The 22973-nt window shown below is 42.7% G+C and carries 19 protein-coding genes, 1 rRNA gene and 1 pseudogene; 7 read left to right on the top strand and 14 right to left on the bottom strand.

The features are described from left to right. Positions 1 to 73 precede the first annotated feature (73 nt). A complete protein-coding gene (gene ppa, locus JFY49_RS01240; protein WP_005233448.1) occupies positions 74 to 610 on the bottom strand; it encodes an inorganic diphosphatase in 537 nt (178 codons plus the stop codon). A gap of 125 nt (positions 611 to 735) precedes the next feature. After that, the gene (locus JFY49_RS01235; RefSeq protein ID WP_200223505.1) at positions 736 to 1137 is read right to left on the bottom strand and encodes an MAPEG family protein; all 402 of its coding nucleotides are present in this window, start codon (positions 1135 to 1137) and stop codon (positions 736 to 738) included. Positions 1138 to 1242: 105 nt separating this feature from the next. Here JFY49_RS01235 and JFY49_RS01230 point away from each other — a divergent pair, with 105 nt between their 5' ends. Further along, positions 1243 to 1623 (top strand): hypothetical protein, encoded by a 381-nt coding sequence (locus JFY49_RS01230; protein ID WP_180080819.1) that lies wholly within the window; start codon positions 1243 to 1245, stop codon positions 1621 to 1623. A gap of 58 nt (positions 1624 to 1681) precedes the next feature. Here the strand turns inward: JFY49_RS01230 and JFY49_RS01225 are convergent, their stop codons facing one another. The 7 genes from JFY49_RS01225 to JFY49_RS01195 all read right to left on the bottom strand — a co-directional run bounded on the left by JFY49_RS01225 (position 1682) and on the right by JFY49_RS01195 (position 11562). After that, on the bottom strand, positions 1682 to 3358 hold the full coding sequence (locus JFY49_RS01225; RefSeq protein WP_180080817.1) for an AMP-binding protein: 1677 nt from the start codon (positions 3356 to 3358) through the stop codon (positions 1682 to 1684). A gap of 148 nt (positions 3359 to 3506) precedes the next feature. Further along, a complete protein-coding gene (gene parC / locus JFY49_RS01220) occupies positions 3507 to 5726 on the bottom strand; it encodes a DNA topoisomerase IV subunit A (protein ID WP_180080815.1) in 2220 nt (739 codons plus the stop codon). A gap of 164 nt (positions 5727 to 5890) precedes the next feature. Next, entirely contained in the window at positions 5891 to 7210 is a 1320-nt protein-coding gene (locus JFY49_RS01215; protein WP_180080813.1) for an MFS transporter, read from the bottom strand. 78 nt (positions 7211 to 7288) lie between these two features. Further along, positions 7289 to 8317, bottom strand: coding sequence for a transposase (locus JFY49_RS01210; protein ID WP_086197162.1), 1029 nt, complete (start codon positions 8315 to 8317; stop codon positions 7289 to 7291). Between the two features lie 134 nt (positions 8318 to 8451). Continuing rightward, positions 8452 to 9096 carry a trimeric intracellular cation channel family protein gene (locus JFY49_RS01205; protein WP_086195155.1) on the bottom strand — a complete coding sequence of 215 codons (645 nt, stop codon included), beginning with the start codon at positions 9094 to 9096 and terminating at the stop codon, positions 8452 to 8454. Between the two features lie 60 nt (positions 9097 to 9156). Then, positions 9157 to 9624 (bottom strand): YchJ family protein, encoded by a 468-nt coding sequence (locus tag JFY49_RS01200; RefSeq protein ID WP_180080811.1) that lies wholly within the window; start codon positions 9622 to 9624, stop codon positions 9157 to 9159. Positions 9625 to 9984: 360 nt separating this feature from the next. Next, positions 9985 to 11562 carry a TerC family protein gene (locus JFY49_RS01195; RefSeq protein WP_200223503.1) on the bottom strand — a complete coding sequence of 526 codons (1578 nt, stop codon included), beginning with the start codon at positions 11560 to 11562 and terminating at the stop codon, positions 9985 to 9987. 341 nt (positions 11563 to 11903) lie between these two features. On the opposite strand from JFY49_RS01195, the gene JFY49_RS01190 reads away from it, so the two are divergent. The 5 genes and pseudogenes from JFY49_RS01190 to dinB all read left to right on the top strand — a co-directional run bounded on the left by JFY49_RS01190 (position 11904) and on the right by dinB (position 17096). Next, positions 11904 to 12524 (top strand): TIGR00730 family Rossman fold protein, encoded by a 621-nt coding sequence (locus JFY49_RS01190; protein WP_180080875.1) that lies wholly within the window; start codon positions 11904 to 11906, stop codon positions 12522 to 12524. Between the two features lie 125 nt (positions 12525 to 12649). Then, positions 12650 to 14035 carry a multidrug transporter subunit MdtD gene (gene mdtD / locus JFY49_RS01185; protein ID WP_180080809.1) on the top strand — a complete coding sequence of 462 codons (1386 nt, stop codon included), beginning with the start codon at positions 12650 to 12652 and terminating at the stop codon, positions 14033 to 14035. 86 nt (positions 14036 to 14121) lie between these two features. Then, entirely contained in the window at positions 14122 to 14907 is a 786-nt protein-coding gene (locus tag JFY49_RS01180; protein WP_180080807.1) for a GH25 family lysozyme, read from the top strand. Between the two features lie 78 nt (positions 14908 to 14985). Further along, positions 14986 to 15993: pseudogene (locus JFY49_RS01175) on the top strand (MBL fold metallo-hydrolase). A gap of 47 nt (positions 15994 to 16040) precedes the next feature. Beyond that, positions 16041 to 17096 carry a DNA polymerase IV gene (gene dinB / locus JFY49_RS01170; protein ID WP_180174154.1) on the top strand — a complete coding sequence of 352 codons (1056 nt, stop codon included), beginning with the start codon at positions 16041 to 16043 and terminating at the stop codon, positions 17094 to 17096. A 510-nt stretch (positions 17097 to 17606) separates the two neighbouring features. Here the strand turns inward: dinB and JFY49_RS01165 are convergent. Further along, a complete protein-coding gene (locus tag JFY49_RS01165) occupies positions 17607 to 17846 on the bottom strand; it encodes a hypothetical protein (RefSeq protein WP_180080796.1) in 240 nt (79 codons plus the stop codon). A gap of 95 nt (positions 17847 to 17941) precedes the next feature. Further along, positions 17942 to 18373: an Sbal_3080 family lipoprotein gene (locus JFY49_RS01160; RefSeq protein ID WP_200223502.1), complete on the bottom strand. Its 432-nt coding sequence runs from the start codon at positions 18371 to 18373 to the stop codon at positions 17942 to 17944. Between the two features lie 279 nt (positions 18374 to 18652). Here JFY49_RS01160 and JFY49_RS01155 point away from each other — a divergent pair, with 279 nt between their 5' ends. After that, positions 18653 to 19012 (top strand): RidA family protein, encoded by a 360-nt coding sequence (locus tag JFY49_RS01155; protein ID WP_200223501.1) that lies wholly within the window; start codon positions 18653 to 18655, stop codon positions 19010 to 19012. Positions 19013 to 19055: 43 nt separating this feature from the next. Here JFY49_RS01155 and JFY49_RS01150 read toward each other — a convergent pair whose 3' ends face one another. The 3 genes from JFY49_RS01150 to rrf form a co-directional block, all read right to left on the bottom strand. Beyond that, positions 19056 to 19601 (bottom strand): DUF2726 domain-containing protein, encoded by a 546-nt coding sequence (locus JFY49_RS01150; protein ID WP_166169649.1) that lies wholly within the window; start codon positions 19599 to 19601, stop codon positions 19056 to 19058. A 350-nt stretch (positions 19602 to 19951) separates the two neighbouring features. After that, positions 19952 to 22360, bottom strand: a complete 2409-nt coding sequence (locus JFY49_RS01145) for a YgiQ family radical SAM protein (protein WP_180176829.1) — start codon at positions 22358 to 22360, stop codon at positions 19952 to 19954. Positions 22361 to 22713: 353 nt separating this feature from the next. Beyond that, a 5S ribosomal RNA gene (rrf, locus tag JFY49_RS01140) occupies positions 22714 to 22828 on the bottom strand. Positions 22829 to 22973: the final 145 nt, after the last annotated feature.

Raw genomic sequence — 22973 nt, 5'->3', positions numbered from 1 at the left:
AAGAGATAAAAAAACCTGCACAATGTGCAGGTTTTTTTATCTAAGCCTTTCAGGCTAAATTCGAAACAAACAATTATTTGTTTGCTTCTGCATAAGCTGCAATTGAGCTAAGCACTTCCTGTTTAGCAACATCAGCACCTTCCCAACCACTTAACTTCACCCATTTTCCTGGCTCTAAGTCTTTGTAGTGCTGGAAAAAATGTTCAATTTGGCTGATTAAAAGCGGAGGAAGATCGGTATATTCCTGAACGTCTTTATAGATCGGTGTTAATTTGTCGTGCGGTACTGCAACCAGTTTCGCATCAACACCACCATCATCTTCCATGTTCAATTTACCTACAGGACGGCAACGAATCACTGAACCTGGTTCAACCGGGTGTGGAGTCACAACCAATACGTCAAGTGGGTCACCATCAAGTGACAATGTGTTTGGCACATAACCGTAGTTTGCCGGGTAGAACATTGCAGTACCCATGAAACGGTCTACAAATAATGCATCAGAATCTTTGTCGATTTCATATTTGATTGGTGCTGCATTTGCAGGAATTTCAATAATTACATAGATGTCGTTTGGTGCATCTTTACCCGCTGGGATATTGCTGTAGCTCATAGCATCACTCTTTAACAAGTTAAATCTTTTTTAAACCGCGACGATTATAACGGTTTTTGCGTATTAAATAACTTTTCGATTATACATCTGCTGGGTGAAAATATGTATTTCCACCTTCTCAGGCCTCATGTGGTTAATTTAATCACCAGTAGCAACAGGCAAATTGGGCAAAGTAAGGATAAGGTCCAGATAATGGAACGCAAAGTGGCCCAATTGGCTAAATAGCAGATGCCGTAGAAAATACGGAGTACAATATAGGTAATACCAAAAGTCATGATTACGGTTTGAGAAATCACCATATATTCTGCCATTAAAATGGAAGCAATAAATAAGGGTAAACTTTCAAAACTGTTTTGTTGTACCGCATTGGCACGGGCGGCCAAACCAGTAGTTTTAGCCAGAAATTCACGCGGGTTCTGGTTATCTCGTGCTTTAAAACCTGCTGTTTTTTTTGCAATTGCAGTAAAAACATAGGGCAATAAACATGCGATTAAGATGAGATAGATTATTCCGCTAATGCTTTGCATCTCACTTTTCTCATTAAAATTTTATGCTGCCTATCATAGCATGGTGTTTTCGCAATATTTTTTGTAAATTATAGCGTTTTTATAAATGAGCAATAAGGATCCATAATGATCAATCCTGATCAAGAAAAAATGTTTGATGTACTCGAAAAGCAGCGCCAGCATCAACTTAAAGTGGATCGGGTATTCAAAGTCGTATTGCCTATTACGGGATTTTTACTTTCAGTCGTGTGTGCCAATTTTAATAGGCTTTCCCTTATTTTTACCATTGTTATTTCAATTCTCGCGCTTTGGATGGTGGGAATTAAACGTCAGGCCCTTTGGATATGGACCACAGTCGTTGCATTCTACTGTTTGCTTGATAACTTATATAGCTTTGGTGCATTTGATTTACAGCGATACATCTATCAATTCGGTAGCATCACGACCTTTCTATGGATTACCGGGATAGCACGTCCCTATATTGATCGATGGATGCTGAAAGATTAAAGCCTGGCCTATTTCCAAATAAAAAAGCGCCGTGATCGGCGCTTTTTTATTGCAGCATTTATGCAGTTTTACGCAAGTCTTTACGTAAGATTTTACCTACGTTGGACTTTGGTAATTCATCTATAAATTCAACATAACGTGGGCGTTTGTAGCCTGTTAAGTTCTCTTTAGCGAAAGCAAGCACTTCTTCTGTGGTGAGTGACGGATCTTTCTTCACCACAAATAGTTTAGGCACTTCACCTGATTTTTCATCCGGCACACCAATCGCAGCAACTTCCAATACTTTAGGATGCGTAGAAATTACTTCTTCAATTTCTGAAGGATAAACGTTGAAGCCCGACACCAGAATCATGTCTTTCTTGCGATCGACAATCTTGATATAACCACGAGCATCCATGATCCCAATATCACCGGTACGGAAGAAACCGTTGGTCATCACTTTTTCAGTTTCATCTGGACGGTTCCAATAGCCTTTCATGACTTGTGGACCACGAATCGAGATTTCGCCCTGTTCGCCAAGCGGCACTTCATTGCCGTCATCATCCAAAATTGCAACTTCAGTCAGTGGTAATGGAATACCAATGGTACCGCTAAATTCAGTGGATTGCGGTGGATTGGCTGTTGCAACCGGTGAAGTTTCAGATAAACCGTAACCTTCAATGATATTGGTACCGGTAACTCTCTTCCATGCTTCAGCAGTAGAAGGTAATACCGCCATACCACCACCCATAGCCATTTTCAGTTTGCTATGATCAAGCTGTTTAAATTCTTCATTGTTCACCAATGCATTAAACAAGGTATTCACTGCCGGGAAAAATGATGGCTGGTATTTACGCAATTCTTTCATTACCGCAGGTAGGTCACGCGGGTTTGGAATAAGCACGTTGGCCTGACCTTTATACATGCCATACAGCGCACAAACCATGAATGCAAAGATGTGATAAAGTGGTAAAGCACAGAAAATACGGTCATCCGGTTGCCCATCTTGAGCACCAAATTTACTCTGGAAAATACCGTCGCACTGTAACATGTTCGCAACTAGGTTACGATGAGTCAGTTCAGCACCTTTAGAAACACCCGTGGTACCACCCGTATATTGAAGTACGGCTGTATCACTTAAAGTCAGGTTTGGACGCTTATAATTGCTTGGATTTACCTTTGACATTGCTGCGTTAAAACGGATATGTCCTGGAATATTCCAAGCCGGGATTTGCTTGCGTACAGAGCGTAAAACAAAGTTGACCAATGTACCTTTTAAGGCCCCCAACATATCACCCACAGAAGCCACTACCACATGCTTCACAGGAGTTTTACCAATAATCGCTTGGTAAACCGTTGCAAAGTTTTCAATAATGACCAGCACTTCAGAACCGGAGTCATTTAACTGATGCTCAAGTTCACGAGAAGTATAAAGCGGGTTAACGTTTACAAGCACTAAACCTGCGCGGAAAATCCCCAATGCGACAACAGGATATTGAAGTACGTTTGGCATCATCACCGCCACACGTGTACCCTTTGCCAATCCTAAACTTTGTAAATATGTTGCAAATTTACGGCTTGCTTCTTCCAGCTCACTAAAAGAGAGAACTTTATCCATAAAAATAAAGGCGTCACGTGAGCCAAATTTTTGGAAGTTGCGCTCAAACACATCAACCAATGAGGTATTTTCAGCCGGTAATTCTACAGTTTCTGGAATCCCTGTCTTTTGGTATTCAGCGAACCAAATCTTTTCCATAATGCCTCTCACTCCAATCTTAATCCTTAGTTTTTAAACTATTTTTTTCTTTGCTGAACCTGGTTTTTTCCTTTTGTATTGTTCAACAAAGCATCCATTTGCACGAATTACACCATATATAGCCTATTTCATATCTGGGATGCTAGTTTTATCTTTGAATGAACAGTCTATTTGCTTTTTGATATCCTCGTGGTAAGAGTTGACCTTTAGTGCCTCGCTTACCGATATACTTTTGAAGATCATCACCTTTTAATTTTAATTGTTGCTGTCCAGCAACTACTTGAATTATTTCATCTAAATTCAACATTGTCATAGATACAATTTGATCTTTCGCCTCGAGTTGTATCAATTTATTACCTTTACCTTTGTTCAGGCTTGGTAATTCTGACAAATCGACAACCAGCATACGGCCTGCTGAACTGAGTAAGGCCACATGAGTCGCCTGTTCTATTGCTTGCAGTGGCATCGCTTTGCCATCTTCAGGCACAGTCAGAAAGGACTTCCCTGCCTTGGCATTGGTATCCAGTTGTTTCGCCTGGGTTTTAAAGCCATAACCTTTGGAACTCAAGGCCAAAATTTCAGCTTCATCCTCGGCAATAAACACCTGAATGAAACCTACACCGCTGGCGGGTGCAAGTTTAGAACTTAAAGGTTCACCCAAACCACGTGCCGAAGGTAAAGTGTTAATAGCCAGTGCATAACTACGACCGGTATCGTCCAGTACATAGACCCGTTGATTGGATTTACCTTGGGCATGGCTTAAATATTGGTCACCGGCCCGGAAATTCAGATTTTCGGCATCGACCTCATGGCCTTTAGCTGAACGGATCCAGCCCGCCTCAGACAACACCACAGTCACAGGATCGGCTGGCAACATGTCCTGTTCATTAATGGCCAATGCTTCGGCGCGGCGTACAATAGGCGAACGGCGGTCATCACCAAACTTTTTCGCATCTTCTTTAAGTTCATTAATAATCAATGCTTTTAAAGATTCAGGATTGGCCAGCTGCTCGCGGATAATAGCCGCACGCGCTTCCAGTTCTTCCTGTTCGCGGCGCATTTCCATTTCTTCAAGTCTGGCCAAATGACGTAACTTGAGTTCTAAAATGGCTTCAGCCTGAATTTCATCAATATTGAAATGAGACATCAGCACCGGTTTGGGCTGATCTTCCTCACGAATAATCCGAATTACTTCATCAATATTTAAGTAGGCAATAATCAAGCCGACCAGGATATGCAGACGCTTTTCAATTTTATTTAAATGGTATTGCAGGCGACGCGTTACCGTATTTTTACGGATTTCGATCCATTCCAGCAAAATGCGGCGAATCGATTTCACTTGCGGACGGCCATCGGCACCAATCATGTTCATGTTGACGCGATAGCTGGATTCCAGATCGGTCGTTGCGAATAAGTGACTCATCACTGCTTCGGCATCAATCCGGTTAGAACGTAATACAATCACCAGACGGGTCGGATTTTGATGATCCGATTCGTCACGCAGGTCACTAACCAAAGGCAATTTTTTCGCCTGCATCTGATCGGCAATCTGGGTAATCACTTTAGAACCCGACACCTGATACGGTAAGTCGGTAATCACGATTTCATTTTTTTCTATTTTATAAACCGCACGCATACGGTAACTGCCACGTCCTGTGGTTTGCAGTTTGAGCAGTTCTTCAGGTGCAGTGATAATTTCGGCTTTGGTCGGTAAATCGGGTGCCGGAATATATTCCGCCACTTTTTCATCGCTTAAATTTGGATTACGAATCAGCGCGATGGTGCCTTTAATCACTTCACGCAAGTTATGCGGTGGAATATCGGTCGCCATCCCCACAGCAATGCCTGTGGTTCCGTTCAATAAGATGTTCGGTACACGCGCTGGCAAATTCACCGGCTCTTTCATTGAACCATCGAAGTTGTCCTGCCAATCACAGGTACCCTGCCCCAGCTCAGACAGTAACACTTCACTATAAAGCGAAAGTTTGGCTTCAGTATAACGCATGGCCGCGAAGGATTTCGGATCATCGGGTGAACCCCAGTTACCTTGACCTTCAATAAAAGGATAACGGTAACTGAATGGCTGTGCCATCAGTACCATCGCTTCATAACAGGCAGAATCACCATGCGGATGGTATTTACCCAGTACATCACCCACGGTACGAGCCGATTTTTTCGGTTTGCCGCTATGCTTTAAGCCCAATTCACTCATGGCGAAGACAATACGGCGCTGTACTGGTTTTAAACCGTCACTGATATGCGGCAATGCACGATCCATAATCACGTACATGGCATAGTTAAGGTAAGCTTGTTCAGTAAATTCGGCTACGGAACGATTTTCTGTCGCATGATGCACAAGGCTGGTCATAAAAGCGTGAAATCCTAAATAATTCGTTTTTGTATCTACGTTGTTATGCTATGTCGCAGCTGCGGACTACACAAGGGCAGTAACCCACACTCTGCGACAAATTGTGTCTTATGGACTAAAAATATCCATTTTATAAGGGCCAATCAACCCAAAAATCAGCAATTTTATAAACCAATCGACTCTAAAGTTTTACCTTTGGTTTCTTCACCCAGCAGCAGGATAATCAGTGCCACGGCAATTAAAACGGCGGTAAACATCATAAAGACATAGCTGAAACCATGGTCGAGCACCATTATATGGGTGACAGCAAATGGCGCGAAAATACCACCAATACGGCCAATCGCTCCGGCCCAGCCCGAACCAAAGGCACGGATATTGGCTGGATACTGTTCTGGGGTATAAGTGTATAAAACACCCCAGGCGCCCAAGTTAAAGAAGGACATCAAACAGCCCCATACCACAATCTGGGTCACATTGTCGGATTGACCAAAGAAGTAGGCAGAGACTGCACACATGGCAATAAAACCCGCCAATGTTGCCTTACGTCCCAGTTTTTCCACCAGCCATGCCGCGGCAATATAACCCGGCAACTGGGCCAGAATCATCACTAGTACATACTCAAAAGACTTCACAATGGTATAGCCTTCTTTGACCAGTAAACTTGGCAGCCAGGTAAAAATACCGTAGTAGGAAAATACAATACCAAACCAGATCAGCCATAGCATCAGGGTACGGCGGGCAAAAATGCCGGACCAGAGTTGAGAGAAGCTAATGTCATGCTTTTCGGCCACCGGTTTGACTTCAAAAATTTCAATCACTTCCACGCCACATTGCGCTTCAATTTTTTTCACCAAAGCATGCGCTTCTTTATGTCGACCCCGATTAATTAAGTAAGGCACTGATTCTGGCACCATTTTCCAGATCACAATCGCATACAGCGCAGGAATACCCCCAATCAGAAAAGCAGCATGCCAGCCAAAATCGGGAATCACAAACCGCGAAACCAATGCTGCCACCAACCACCCCAAACCCCAGAAACTTTCCAGCAGCACAATAAAGCGGCCACGGACATGGGCAGGAATATATTCACTCACCAGCGTCACGGCCACCGGTAGCTGACCACCCAGTCCAAGCCCTACAATGAAACGGAACACCAGCAACCAAGTCAGGTTCGGTGCAAAAGCACAGGCAGCGGTTGCCAGACTATAAATCACTAAAGTTGAGGCAAAAACCGTTTTACGCCCCCAACGATCGGCAAGGGCTCCCGAACACACTGCACCAATGGCCATTCCAATAAAACCAATGGAAACCACCCAGCTTTTATCATCCGGCGTCATGGCCCAGTCTTCCGCCATTTTGGCCAGAATAAAGGAAATCAATCCGGTATCCATGGCATCAAACATCCAGCCCAGACCAATCACCCATAGCAAGGTATAGTGAAATTTACCAATCGGTAAACGTTGTATACGTGAGACTAAATCCATAACAAGAGCTCTGATTTGGTGAAAGAATGCATGCTGCTTTCCCAACAGGATTTATAATTGTATAGGACTTACGCACTATTACTTATAGATTCTCTGTGGTAGCAGATGATTTTTATCGAGAATAAAGTCATCAATGAAGTTTTTGATAATTGGTCTAAATAATTTCTTCTGCCAACGATATATATTTTCAAAGATCCGCTCAAACTGGTTCTTTTGTATCTCAACGTAGGCCATCAAGGCTGAAAAAATATGATTCAAAATCAGTTTAGATCGTCTTACTTGAAACTTTTCAATATGACAAACCTGTTTAATCACCCGGTGATATTGCTCTATTTTCCAATGACTTGAATGTAATTCATGAAAACCTTCAAAGGACAATAAATCATCTTCATCTTGATGCACAATATAAAACCTCTGCTGTTCTTTTAACTGAGTCTTAAATAATTGTACAAAGCCAAAATCTTTGAGCCAGATCACTTGACCCTGATGGAAATCTGGCAATAAGCGCAGTTGAAACCATTGTCCTTTTTCTGGGGAAACCTTACGGTTACAGTCGATACCAAACATAAATCGAATACCATATTTTCTTATGGTTTTTAGATTTCCAGTCGATGAATACCAACTATCACCTGTAATAAATTGAATCTTTGCACCCCAACTGAGTACTTCACTTAACATATCCATAAAGTAATCATTCTTGGTTTTACTTTCAGATTTGTCATAAATTCGGAAATTAATTGGAATATTTTGACCATTTCGATCTGTCGCATACAAGGTAATGAGATTAATACCCTTGACGGATCGGTGGTGTTTGCCTGACCAAAAATAGCTAACCAAGTCCATATGTTGACTATATGGTTTATCTAAAACAGTATCATCAATACTGACTATAAGTTTATTATTATCAATATGTTGAATTGATTCTTGATATAGGTCGTGAGGTGTGTAGTCTTCACGCTCTAGAAAGCGATTTACACTATCATGCGAGATATTATAAGTCTCGGCAAGTTGTGTGCAGCTAATAGAGTTCGGTTCTGTCATGAGAAAGCCCATATAAATGGGTAATGTACAAGTTGCTGTAGAAGCATGTTTAATTCGTCTGATCACAGATACTTTATAAAGTATTTTAATACTTTTTTGAATCCGTCAATGCGTAAGTCCTATTGTATTAATTTTTATACGCCAATTTGCAGATGATGACCGCTCATTTCGTCAGTCATTCATCATATTAAGGCAATATTCTAGGAAGCATCTTTGGAGGATGCGGACTGGTCATCGTCATCTTTATAAATAAATTTCGGCATTTCCAGACCAAAATAGATAGCGATGCAGCGTAAAGAGAAACCGAAGATTAAGGTGGAAATGACAGTGATTTCCAGAGAGAAACCGATATCCTGACAAATCCAGTAACAGATCACGGAAACAAAAGAAATACTGGCATACAATTCACGGCGGAATACCAAGGGTACATCATTACACAAAATATCGCGCAGAATACCGCCGGAAACTCCAGTCAACACACCGGCAACTGCGGAAACCACAAAACCATGCCCCATCTGCAAGGCAATCTGGCAGCCAATAATAGTAAAACCGATTAAACCCAGAGCATCGAGAATCAGGAAGATGGAACGTAAATGGCGCATCCATTTGGCAATCAGGATAGTGACAAAGGCTGCGCAGCAGGTCAACACCAGATATTCCGGATGCTTCACCCAGGTCAAAGGATAGTGCCCAAGCAGTACATCGCGAACCGAGCCACCACCCAGTGCAGTCACACAGGCAATCAGCGTTACCCCGAACCAGTCCATACTGCGCCGACCTGCCGACAGTGCCCCTGTCATGGCTTCAGCCGTAATTGCGATAATATAAATGACCAATAGCAACATTGCCCTGCTTCCACTGAGGGTTATCGATGCGCGCTATTCTAAGGCAAATTCAGATGAAAATTACAAAAATTGCGCACAACATTGCTTAAATTTTTTCCCTGAACCGCAAATACACGGCTGTTTCATGGTGATTTGCATATTTGTGGTCGGATCAAGGAAATACCAGGCCCCTTCATGTTTCACAAAATGGGAAATTTCATGATGAACCTGTGCTTGCTGACTATCATGATAATGTGCCTTAAATTCAACCTGGGCATGGTGCTTGTCCAGTTTTTCCTGGGCTTGAACCACTTCCAGCTTGAGCCACTGATTGGCCTTGCTCCATTCGGCAATGGCTGCCACATCCAGCGCTTGTTGTTGGCCTAAGGCCGTGGTTTTCACAATATAGTCAATTTCCTGTTTGGCAAAGGCACTATAACGCGAACGCATCAATTGCTCTGCAGTGTGTGCTTTGGCCTGACCCAAATGTAAAGGCTGGCAACAGCTGGCGTAATCACCTCGACCACATGGACATTCTGTTTCTGACATCAATTTTTTCCAACTTAGATTAGGGTCTGTTAACACTTCGTCTATGTTTGCGACTACGAATATTTTTTAGAGGATACAAGGCGTGAACTACAAAATTTAGTCATTCTAAATGCGTAGTTCACAACGACGTAGCGTCAAAAAATACTCTAGTCCCGAAGGGTTGTGGCTAAAATTATCCCAGACTTCGTTATGAAATTTAAAAATGGAACCACCATTCTTTGCATTTCATTCCTTGTCTGATCAATTTTAGCCTACAACGCAAGCCATTTATGAAATGTCAACAGACCCTCATAATCAAATAGCCCGACAATGCGGGCTATTTTAATTCAACATCGATAAAGATCAGCTGTGCAGGTGAAATTAATCTTCCGTCTGATTTTGATTGAGCGGGATGATATGAACCTTATCAATTTTATGGCCATTCATCGTCACCACTTCAAAAATATGTTTATCTGCCTGCAATTTGGCACCACTTTCCGGCAAACGCCCCAGATGGAACAGGATATAACCGGACAAGGTTGAATACTGTTCAGACTCATCTACCAGATCACGGTTTAACAACAAGGAAACATGACGAATATCGGTAGAACCTTCAAGGATTAAAGTCCCGTCTTCCAGACTTTCTGCAGCTGTTTCAAATTCATCTTCATCCGGGAATTCACCGGCAATCGCTTCAAGCACATCAATCGGGGTAGCAAGCCCTTCAATCGAACCGTATTCATTCAATACAATTGCCATTTGCAGCGGTGCCTGACGCAACTGTTCCATTACCATCAACACCTGAGCATTTTCATGCACAATCACCGGCTCGCGTAAATGCGCTTCAAAATTCAGTTTTCCAGTTTCGATGTAGTCGTTCATGACTTTATGGGTCAGCACTATACCGGCAATATTGTCCAGTTCACCATGTGCCACAATCAAACGTGAATGGGTCATGCTTAATAACTGTTCTTTAATGGAGGCTTCATCTTCATCCAGATCAATCCATTCCAGTTCCGGACGCGGTGTCATCACCGATTTCACAGGCCGTTCCGACAGCCCCAGCACACCTTGCACCAGCACACTATGGTAAACCCCGTTCTCTTCATTAAAGACTTCATCGGCAAAGGCACGTGTCGCCAGCACATCTTCGGCTTCATTGTTTTGCGATTCACTTTTACCCCCGAGCATACGCATCACGGCAGAAGCAGTACGGTAACGCAGGTCCGTCGTGGTCACCATGCGCTCCTGATTACGGCGCATAGTCTGGTTGATAAATTCCACCACCACAGAGAAACCAATCGCCGCGTATAAATAGCCTTTAGGAATATGGAAACCGAAGCCTTCAACAATCAGTGAAAAGCCGATCATCATCAGGAAGCCGAGGCACAGAATCACCACGGTCGGATGTCTGTTGACAAAGGTCATTAGTGGTTTAGATGCCCACAGCATGATGCCGACTGCAATCACCACCGCAATCATCATCACCGACAGGTCTTTGACCATGCCGACTGCGGTAATCACGCTATCCAGAGAGAATACGGCATCCAGTACCACAATCTGAACGATCACCATCCAGAATGCGGCATGCACCGGGTTTTCTTCTTTCTGCGGTTGAGCACCTTCTATACGCTCATGTAATTCCATGGTGCCTTTAAACAGCAGGAATATGCCACCAAACAGCAGAATCAGGTCACGGCCGGAAAAAGGATGATCCAGAACATGGAACAGTGGCTGGGTCAAGGTCACCACCCAGGCAATGGAAGCCAGTAAAATCAACCGCATACACAAAGCCATAATCAAGCCGACGATACGGCCTGCATTACGCTGTTCTGGGGGCAGTTTTTCCGCCAAAATGGCAATAAAAACCAGGTTGTCGATACCCAGTACAATTTCTAGAACCACTAAAGTTGCCAGTCCAATCCATGCTGATGGATCTGACATCCATTCCAAGATCATTGGATATTCTCCTGTGCAGGATGATGAGGGACTGATTTTAGAAGGTTCATATTAAAATCGCTGAATATGCGATGAACAGCATGCTGTATATTTTTTTCAGAAGCATTGAAGTGTTCAGAGTGAGGACAACCACTACCCATGTTAATTCATTTGTTGGAAAACAGATTTTTAGTATAGCAAGATGAAGTAGAAATTCATCCTCTTTTCCTCACTGCGCTGTTTTTTGCTCACCCAATTTCAACAAATCTTTGCAAGGTTGGTATAAGGCTGATCACGACCTGTCATATTTAACAGTTAAGCTAGAGACTGAAAAAATAAAATGCTATGGTAAAAATATAATGATGAACAGTGTATTAAAAATGACTCCCAAACATAACAATCCTACTCCCAAAACAACTCAACCTTTAATTGCACTCTACTGTGGTTCACGTTCAGGCAATAAACCAATTTATCAGGAAAAAGCCGTAGCTTTGGCTCAGGCACTGGCTGATCTGGGTTTCGGCATGGTCTATGGTGGCGCAAGTATAGGCCTCATGGGGCAAGTGGCTGATGCCGTCAGACAGCGTGGCGGTGAAACCGTCGGGGTGATCCCTGAATTTATGCTGGATTATGAAATTGCGCATCATCAGCTCACCGAATTACACATTGTACGAAGCATGCATGAACGCAAGGCCATGATGGCTAAGCGTGCCAGTGCTTTTGTCGCTTTACCCGGTGGTTTGGGCACGTTTGAAGAAATTCTGGAAATTGCCACCTGGGGACAGTTAAATCAGCATCAAAAACCGATGATGCTCTATAACGTGAATGGCTTTTATGATGCCCTAGTGAGCCAGCTGGATCATGCGGTCAGTGAAGGCTTTTTACCGCCGCAGCATCGGGCCAAACTGATTATCTGCAATCATGCCGATCAGATTCTCAATGCCATTAAAAATCTGGATGCACCACAACACTTTGCCATTTAAGTCCAAACCAGGACATAAAAAGTGAACTCCAGACAGTGCTATCCCATAATGGATAGCACAACTTTTTCTTACACCACTTTAAACGGATTGCTTTAAACTCTGTAAAAAATCACTTTAATATTGTTATGAACGCCACTCCTTCGCATCAAGCCCTACAACCTGAATTCCGCCTGTTAGTGTTGTTGGTATCAATCGGTTTTTTTATGCAAGGTTTGGATACCACCATTGTCAATACGGCAATTCCCGCCATGGCAGCCAATCTGGCTGAAGATCCGCTCCAGATGCATAGTGTGGTGGTGGCCTATGTGCTTTCGGTCGCTGCCTGTATTCCTTTAAGCGGATGGCTGGCCGACCGTTTTGGTGTGCGCAATACCTACTTTGCGGCCATTATTATTTTTACCTTGGCATCACTGGGCTGCGGACTATCCAGCAGTTTAAACCAGCTGCTCTTTTATCGAGTCATTCAGGGCATTGGCGGTGCATTGTTACTTCCTGTAGGCCGACTGGCAATGCTCAAGGTCATTCCGCGTACCCAGTTTTTATCTGCCATGAGCTTGATGAGTTTAGCTGGTCTGATGGGTCCCTTGATTGGTCCGACATTGGGCGGATGGATGGTCGAAGTGACAACATGGCACTGGATTTTTTTAATTAATATTCCGATGGGACTGTTAGGCGTTCTAATTACCTTGAAGGCCATGCCGAACGTCACTGAACCTGCTGTCAAATCTTTTGATTTTTCAGGTTTTATCTTGCTGGTGATTGCCATGGTGGGACTTTCACTGGGCATTGAAAATTTTGCCAGCCCCCATCAATCGCTATGGTGGAGTATAGGTCTGGTACTTGCGGGTGTCTTGGCAGCGATTATCTATGCCATTCATGCCCATACACATCACAATGCGCTGTTCCGCAGTACATTATTTAGCAATAAAATTTATGCTATAGGCATTATCGGTAATTTCTTTGCCCGCTTAGGCGGCAACGCGATACCTTTTTTAATTCCGCTGATGTTGCAGGTTGCCTTTGGCTTTGAGCCATTTATTACCGGTCTGTTGATGATTCCGACAGTACTGGGTTCTCTAGCTTCCAAGCCGATTATTCGCCAGATTATTCAACGCTTTGGGTATCGCCAGGTATTACTGGTCAATACCTTATTGGTCGGAGCATGTATTGCCAGTTTTGCCCTCACTACGGCGGATACCCCAACTTGGTTAAGAGCCTTACATTTCTTTGTTTTCGGCATACTAAATTCTTTGCAGTTTGTCTCCATGAATACCCTGACCCTGAAGGATTTACCTCAGCAAGATGCCAGTAGTGGCAACAGCTTTTTGTCAATGATCATGATGGTATCGATGAGTATCGGCGTGGCTTTGGCCGGAACCTTGGTCAACCTGTTTACCGCCTATTTCGGTAGCGAGCAGATCGTGACAGCTTTCCATACCACACTGATTTTCCTCGGCTGCATTAATCTGATTACCGCAGCCATTTTCTGGCAAATTCCACGTCACACCTAAGTAGAATCAGATGACATCAGAAACAACGTGGTCTGAATGTTAAGATCGCGTTATCATGTGTTTGATAAATCACGCCTAAATTATCTATGTCTAATAAACGATTTGCCAAGCACCATCATCACAAACTGTATGCTTCTTGCATCGGCCTGTTGCTGAGCTGTGTTGCAATCGTATTGTATGTTTTTGTGTTTCATCATAATCCTGCTTCGGCACAGGAGTATCCGGTCAAAGGTTTTGACGTATCGCATCATCAGGGCGACATTCAATGGCAACAGATTTCACCCAAAACCTATCGATTTGTTTATCTGAAAGCGACCGAAGGTGGTGATTTTAAAGATCGAAAATTTCAGGATTACTGGCTGCAAGCCCGTGAACATGGTTTCACCGTGGGTGCCTATCATTTTTATCGTTTATGCAGGGATGGCGAAGTTCAGGCGCAAAATTTTATTGAAACTGTACCCAATAAAGCCAATGCCTTGCCTCCAGTGATTGATCTGGAATATGACAGCAACTGCATCAATACCTATACCAAGGAACAACTGCTAAAAGAAATTCAGGTCATGCATGACCGGCTGTATCAGCATTATGGCAAACAACCGATTTTTTATACCTCCAAAGCCTTCTATAACATTATTCTGGCTGGGGAATTTATAAAAACACCTCTTTGGGTACGTGAATACAAAGGCAAACCGGATTTAAAAGGCAAGCCAAAATGGCTGTTCTGGCAGCATACCAATCAGGGTACCATCAAGGGCATTAACAAAACCGTCGACTTAAATGTGTTTAATGGTGATGAGGATGACTGGACACGATTTTTAGAACGCAATGGAATCTATCCACTGAACAAGGTGGAAAATTTACCGAAAAAATAACAAGATAACTCCACTTCTCTAATCCCAATAAAAAATCAAACTGCATAAAAACGGGAAATTTATGGCAAATCAAAAAGGATTTTGGCTGTTGTGGGAGTAGGCATCAGCATACTCGTTGGAGTAGCTGCAATGGTTTTGCTGCTGCAGCCTTCAGGTCAGGTGTCTGATTTTCAAAAATGGTAATATTCACCCTCTGAAAAAACAGCGCCGTCTTCAAAGCTCCAGGTCAAATTCTTTGGCATTTCCACCCTACTGTTCGATAATGGCAAAACCCAAATTTTAATTGACGGTTTCTTTAGTCGTCCTTCCATTGCAGAGGTGCTGTTCAGCAAAATTCAAAGTCAGCCTCAAGTCATTCAACATATCGTGCAACAGCAGCAGTTACAGCGAACCCAAGCCATACTGGTGACCCATTCACATTATGACCATACGCTGGATATTGCCGAACTTGGCAAAAGACTTCCAAATACGAAAATTATCGGTTCAAGCAGCACCTTAAATATCGCCCGTGGCGGCCATATTGCAGAACAGCAACTCATCCAGGTTCAGTCTTTTAAATTCATCAGTTTTGGGCAATTCAAAGTAATGACCATTCCCTCCCAGCATACGCCAGCAACAGCAGTCAATAATGACCTCGGTGAGGAAATTAAACAGCCTCTGCAACTTCCTGCCCGTTTTTCTGAATTTAAAGAAGGCCATAGTTTTGACTATCTGATTGAACATTCAGGACATCGTATTTTAGTCAAAGCCGGTACTGGTGCCATTCCAGATCAACTCAGGAACTTGCAAGTCGATACGCTATTTTTAGGCATTGCCCAACTGTCACGCCAATCGAAAGAATTTCAGCAGCACTATCTCGATCAAACCCTGAGAAGCTTAAAGCATAAAGTCGTGATGCCAATTCACTGGGATAACTTTTTCCAGCCGATTGATCAGCCTTTGGAATTTTTACCTTATCTGGCAGATCACACCGAGCAAAGCCTCAAGATTCTGATTCAAGCAGCGGAGCAACAAAACACCCGGCTGGTTTTACTTAGTCAACCTGTGTCGTATCCACTTGATCCTGCTCTACAATCTGACCCATGAAGATGAGATACTGAAGCCCAGCGCATACAGGCAGAGTTTGGGACTGCATGAGAAAAATCATTCACATCGATATGGATGCCTTTTTTGCATCTGTGGAACTCAAAGACCGACCGGAGTTAAAGCATTTGCCGGTGGTCGTGTCTTCCCATCATCCAAGGGCCGTGATTTGTGCAGCGTCCTACCCTGCGCGCGAGTTTGGATTGCGCTCTGCCATGTCGATGGCACAAGGCCGAAAGCTTTGTCCACACGTAGTGGTGATTGAACCCAATTTTGAAAAATACCGTGCCATCTCCGCCCAGATTCATCAGGTGTTCCAGCGTTACACGCCGCTGATTGAACCCTTATCTTTAGATGAAGCTTATCTGGATGTCACAGAAAATCTGCAAAATATTCCAAGTGCTACTGAAGTTGCGATGCGTATACGGGAAGATATTTTCAAAATTACAGGTTTAACCGCCTCTGCCGGGGTAGCACCCAATAAATTTTTAGCCAAAATTGCTTCAGACTGGAACAAACCGGATGGCATTTGTATCATTAAGCCCTCACAGGTGCAGCATTTTATTCAGAATTTACCGCTAAAAAAAATTCCCGGTGTGGGAAAAGTGATGCAAGAAAAGCTCAAGTTGCTGCAATTACAAACGCTGGGAGATTTACAAAAAATTGAGCAAAATGTGCTGGTTCAGCATTTTGGCAAATATGGCAAACGACTTTTTCTCTATGCCCAGGGTATTGATGAACGGCCTGTACAAGTTGAACGTGAACGCCAGCAAATTTCCAAGGAAACCACCTTTGATGATGACCTGACCTTAATACAATGCCAGAATGCTTGGCCTCGACTGATTGATCAGGTCTGGAACAGTCTAGAGCGCAAACAACTCTGTGCACGTGGGGTTTCGGCCAAACTCAAGCTAAAAAATTTTCAGGTCTTGCAACACAGCAAGAGTTTTAAACAGCCTTTGCAAAATCGGCAACAACTGGAACAGGTACTGCAACAGCTACTCATTGAAATGCATATTCCAGAACATTTTCAGTTTCGTCTCATTGGCGTTGGGCTGTACCAGCTTTCGGAGCAGCAAGATCAGTCACAGCTTTCTCTCTGGTAGAGTTTGCATGTTTTTCAACCAAAAGAATGAAATTAGACCAATTGATTACACACAAGCATGATTTTTGCGGTACTCTATGGGCGCGATACATTTATCCATGTAACCGCCGAGATGCTAAAAATCACCTTTACTTTTAGCATGCTGTCCTGTGATTGGCGTGACGATCAAATCCGAATATTACAGGGCAACTCTGTTGAACCGCATGGTCCCTCGCTCGCATTTCTTCTGCATATATCTCTATAAATTCCTAAAAACAGCATATCTCCTACTGCACTGAAGCATTTTATACAAGCTACTCTCGATCACTCCGATTTGCTACGGTATCTTCTGCTGGTCCCTGTTATTTTAAAAGTCTCTGCTGTGGTAACCATAGTGCAGTGATAGATTTTTGACAGGCGATAATGCAATAAAGTCCGCAACTAGGCGGACTTTCTGCTTTAGATAAATCATATACATAGATGAAACAATTTTAAGAAGCTTACGCGTGCTTCAATATGGTTCTTTCTTCGTTTATTTTGTCAGGAGTAGAGCGCAATTCATTACCAATAGCTTAGGATCATCCTTATCAACTAATCGAAACTGATATTCAAAACTAGGAAGTCTACCTGGAACAGCAGATTGTGCAGTGGATGCAACAGGGATAGCGATCTTATTTTTACTTTCGGCAAAGGCATTAGCTCTTAAAATTACATCTGACTTAAGTTTGGAAGTATTGGTAAATACTCCACCAGCTGACATTTGAGAAATCATCTAGGTATCTCTACCAATAGGAACAATATCTGCTGTTGCACAACCAGTTAAAATCAGCACGCTAATAACCAGTACTTTAACTTTCATAAATGTCATTATTGAATTTCCCCAATTAACTGATCCACTAACGGTTCTATTTTGGATTCATTACTTTTGTACTTAGTAGGATTTAATAATCCCCCAGCATGTAATTTGTATTCAGCAACCCCAATTCGTTTTTCATTTTTATAGAGAATTAATTGTGCCTGAGTAAGTACCATTGAAAAATCCCACTTTTGATATGCTACATACCTGAGTGAATATTCACATAGTTCTGGTCTTTCCCCACTATAAACTTGAGTAACAATATTGTGATATTCCAAACGAGAAGTAATGATGTCCTCTAGATTTTGAACTATCACTTTATGGTTATGCTTTATACAAACTTTTTGAATCTTTTCCCCTTGGCTTAATTGTACAGGTGTGATTTTAGTTGTAGCGCACCCAGTAAGAAGCATCATAGAGCCGAATAAAATTATTATTTTCATAAAATTCCTATTTTAATTAGTATTTTATAGCATAATTTTAGTTGAGCATTAAGGCTTAAAGGAAATGACCTAAGCTCTGTACGTAAATAGCTTAGTATAACTACCCTATTACTTTAACTCCATGCACGTACAGCGTTAGCTATACCCCAACAATAACTGCGCGATGAGTGATTTACGGTAAGGGCTCATGGCATTATGATGTTGCCATCTACCTGGCTGCAGGCTGTATGACCAAGATATGGCTCGCAGCAATTATGCCGAAAATAAAGGACTTATATTATGACAGTACAACGTCTGCATGTTGAAAAGCGCTTTTCTGAAATTGCCATTTCAGGCAACCTAGTACATCTGGCTGGTCAATTGGCTACAGATACCACGCTGGATATTAAAGGTCAGACACGGCAAACCCTGGAAATTATTGATCGCTTGCTGGCGGATGCAGGTACAGACAAGAGCCAAATTATGTCTGTGACCATTTATTTAAAAGATATTGAAAATGACTATGCGGCGATGAATGAGGTCTGGGATGCGTGGGTCGCTGATATTGAAGCCCTGCCCCGCACCTGTGTCGAGGCAAAACTATATGCCCCTGACGTTCTGGTAGAAATGACTGTCACTGCTGTTCGTGCATCGAATTAAAAGCCAAAAAATAAGCATGAACAGTCTTCATGCTTATAGTGATTTAACCTAACAGGCGGATTTTCTTTCGGCCCAAATCTGGATAAAAATCATACTTTTTTATTGAAACTTCTGTTAACTCATCTAGCTGAAAATCAGTAGGGTTTTCAATTAAAAAATCTTGTCTTAACTGAAAATATTCCGGTACATCTTCATAGCGAATCACCCGATACCCGGCCATCGCCAACAGCGCATCCTGATACTGGGCATTTTGCGGATGGCGTAAGGCCATAGGATCATCCAATGCAATAATCGCAAGCACCTGATGATGTTCATCCAGAATCACAAAATCTGCCACCATATTGCGATATTTATGGCGGGTACGGCTGTATTTGGTCGTCAACAAGGCATCAAATGAAACATGAGCCAACACAGTACTGCGCGGCAATATTTCTTTAAGGCGTGTAAATGTGATCTGTTCACTAATATTAAAAATAGCTCTTTGTTTTAAAGCACTATCTTGCTGTTTAGCACTACCTTCCAGACTTTTCCAAGCCTTCAACAGAATGCCAAACAGAAGTAAACTTCCGACCAAAATATAAATTATCATCCTCTTAATCCTTTAATTTTTTATAGTCTTTCCGGTGTCACACCGATGCTTGTTATCAACCTCAGTATACAACGCTTATTTTTATTAAATATTTCAAGCAAACGAACTGCATTTAATCATGACGAAAACATTATAAATGCTGACAAAAAGTTGCACTGATTTTATTTTTTACATCTATGCCTAGGATTCATCCATTATCTGACACCAAATTACTGTAGCTCAAGGCACAGTAGGGATGCAAGACTACTTTTGAATATTGTCCTACAATTCCGATGAGCTGTTTTCATTAGAGGGCTATTTAATTGAATGATAAAAAAAGAACGCCTGAGCGTCCTTTTTTTATTTTTAAATCAAGCTTTTGACTTAGGCTTAGATTTAATCTTGGATTTAGAACCCGCAAATGGACGTTTCTCCCCAGTTTCACGTGGTGGTAAACCAGTATGTTGAGTCAGGATCTGGCCTTTTTTAGGACGATTATTGCCATTTGTATTGGCAACATTACGTGATTGATTACGTGCAGTATTTTCACCTGTGCGTTTTGCAGAATCTCCCGCCAAGGTCGAGTTTTTCTTGCGTGCCGACTGATATTGCCCTTCTGTGCCTTGCGGTTGATAGCTCGGAATCAGATGTTGTTTCGAATTACCAATCAAGTCTGAGCGGCCCATTTCTTTCAAAGCTTCACGTAACATTGGCCAGTTATTTGGATCATGATAACGCAAGAAAGCCTTGTGCAAGCGGCGACGTTTCTCACCTTTCACAATATCCACATTTTCAGTATAACGCGCCACTTTTGCCAGCGGATTTTTACCCGTGTAATACATAGTGGTTGCTGTAGCCATTGGCGATGGATAGAAAGTTTGTACCTGATCGGCACGAAAACCATTCTTTTTCAACCAAATCGCCAGGTTCATCATATCGTAATCGGTGGTCCCCGGATGCGCCGCGATAAAGTAAGGAATCAGATACTGTTCTTTGCCGGCTTCCTTACTAAAGCGATCAAACATCTGTTTGAAACGGTCGTAAGTGCCAATCCCCGGTTTCATCATCTTGGATAATGGACCTTTTTCGGTATGTTCAGGCGCAATTTTGAGATAACCACCCACGTGATGAGTGACCAATTCTTTCACATATTCAGGGTTTAATACCGCCAGATCATAACGTAACCCTGAACCGATCAGAATTTTCTTGATGCCTTTAAGTGCACGTGCTTTACGGTATAACTGCGTCAATGGCGCATGGTCGGTATGTAGGTTTTGACACACACCCGGGAATACGCACGATGGCTTACGACAGTTTTTTTCAATTTCAGGGTCTTTACAGTGCAAACGGTACATATTAGCCGTTGGGCCACCTAAGTCCGAGATAATGCCGGTAAAGCCTGGTGCGGTATCACGAATCTTCTCCACTTCACGCAGAATTGAGTCTTCCGAACGGTTCTGGATAATACGACCTTCATGTTCCGTGATGGAACAGAAAGTACAACCGCCGAAGCAACCACGCATGATGTTGACCGAAAATTTGATCATGTCAAAAGCAGGGAAACGTGCATTACCATATGCAGGATGTGGCAGACGTGCATAAGGCAGATCAAACACATAATCCATTTCTTCTGTGGTTAATGGAATAGGTGGTGCATTCAACCACACATCACGTTCACCATGCTTTTGTACTAAGGCACGCGCATTCCCCGGATTGGTTTCCAGATGCAAGATACGGTTGGCATGTGCATATAAAACGGGGTCATTGACCACTTCTTCAAAAGCAGGCAAACGAATGACCGCCAGTTCTCGTGGAGGTAATTTGTGTTTAATCGCTTTGGAGGCAGGTTGTAACTGTACAATTTGCGTATCGGCATCCAGATTGTCACCTTCACGGACAATCGGATTGGCGACCGCTTCTTTTTGGAAACCTTGATACTGGCTTAAACTATTGCCTTTATCTTTTTCAATTTCACAACCATCCAGATCTTCCGTCATCACATAAGGATTGATGATGGGATCTACACGACCGATGGTGTCCACATCATTCGATGCAATTTCAACGAATTTAGCTTTAGAAGCACGGTTATGTTTATTGACAATAAATGCCGTACCACGGACATCCGTGATGTCAGTAATTTTTTCACCTTTAGCCAAACGGTGCATCACTTCGACAATCGAGCGTTCGCCATTACCGTACATCAGAAGATCAGCTTTAGAATCCATCAATACCGAACGACGGACTTTATCTGACCAATAGTCATAATGAGCAATACGACGTAGAGAAGCTTCAATACCCCCTAACAATACTGGCACATCAGGATAGGCTTCACGTACACGCTGGCAATATACGGTTGCCGCGCGGTCAGGACGTTTATTCGGCACATTGTCTGGAGAATAGGCATCATCTGAACGGATTTTACGGTCAGCGGTGTAGCGGTTGATCATGGAATCCATATTACCCGCAGTCACACCCCAAGCAATATTCGGCTTACCCAATACTCGGAATGCATCCACGCTGGTCCAGTCCGGCTGGGCAATAATCCCGACACGGAAACCTTGAGCTTCTAAAGTACGGCCAATAATGCCCGAACAGAAAGAGGGATGATCTATATACGCATCACCGCAGACTAAAATAAAGTCGCAACTATCCCAACCGAGTTGATCCATCTCCTCGCGTGACATCGGCAAAAATGGCGCAGGTTCAAAACAGGACGCCCAATATTTGTCGTAATCAAACAACGCTTTTGGCGCAGTCTGCATGGTATAAGCAGTAGACATGGCTAGCAATTCTCGGCTGGCAGATGATGGAAGATCTGAAAATTAGATCAAAGATGAAAGCCGAGTATTTTAGCATGAATTAGACTCAGCTTGCTTGATTATAATTTATACAAAACCAGTAATTTAATTTATTTTCCCCAAATAATCACCTCAGTTAAAAAAGCTTCTCCTGTAAGTGATCACTTATATAATTATAGTTAAACACACGGACAAAGCAGCGAATCAAGCAAACTTTTGAACAAATAAAAAGCGCAATTTAAGATCCGATACATTCTTAATCATTCTTCTTTTTAATAAGAATTCCCTGCATAAAAAAAGCCCCTGCACTTGGCAGGGGCTTTTTAGGAATAATGAGCTGGCGATGACTTACTCTCACATGGGTAATCCCACACTACCATCAGCGCTAAGAGGTTTCACTTCTGAGTTCGGGAAGGGATCAGGTGGTTCACTCTTGCTATGGTCGCCAGCACAACTGTTTATGACTTTGCGTTTGGTCTTATTTAGATGCCAATGCTTGGTCAAATAGAATTCATTAACAGGTATATCTGAGCTGTCGTATTTTGTTCTTTAGCGTTCACTAAATCAAGCTGTTTTGCTGAATATCGAATTAATT

The sequence above is a fragment of the Acinetobacter sp. CS-2 genome (assembly GCF_016599715.1).
Classification (GTDB): Bacteria; Pseudomonadota; Gammaproteobacteria; order Pseudomonadales; family Moraxellaceae; genus Acinetobacter.
Note: the sequence above shows the minus strand (reverse complement) of the source record. Positions and strands in the feature narration are given on the sequence as shown.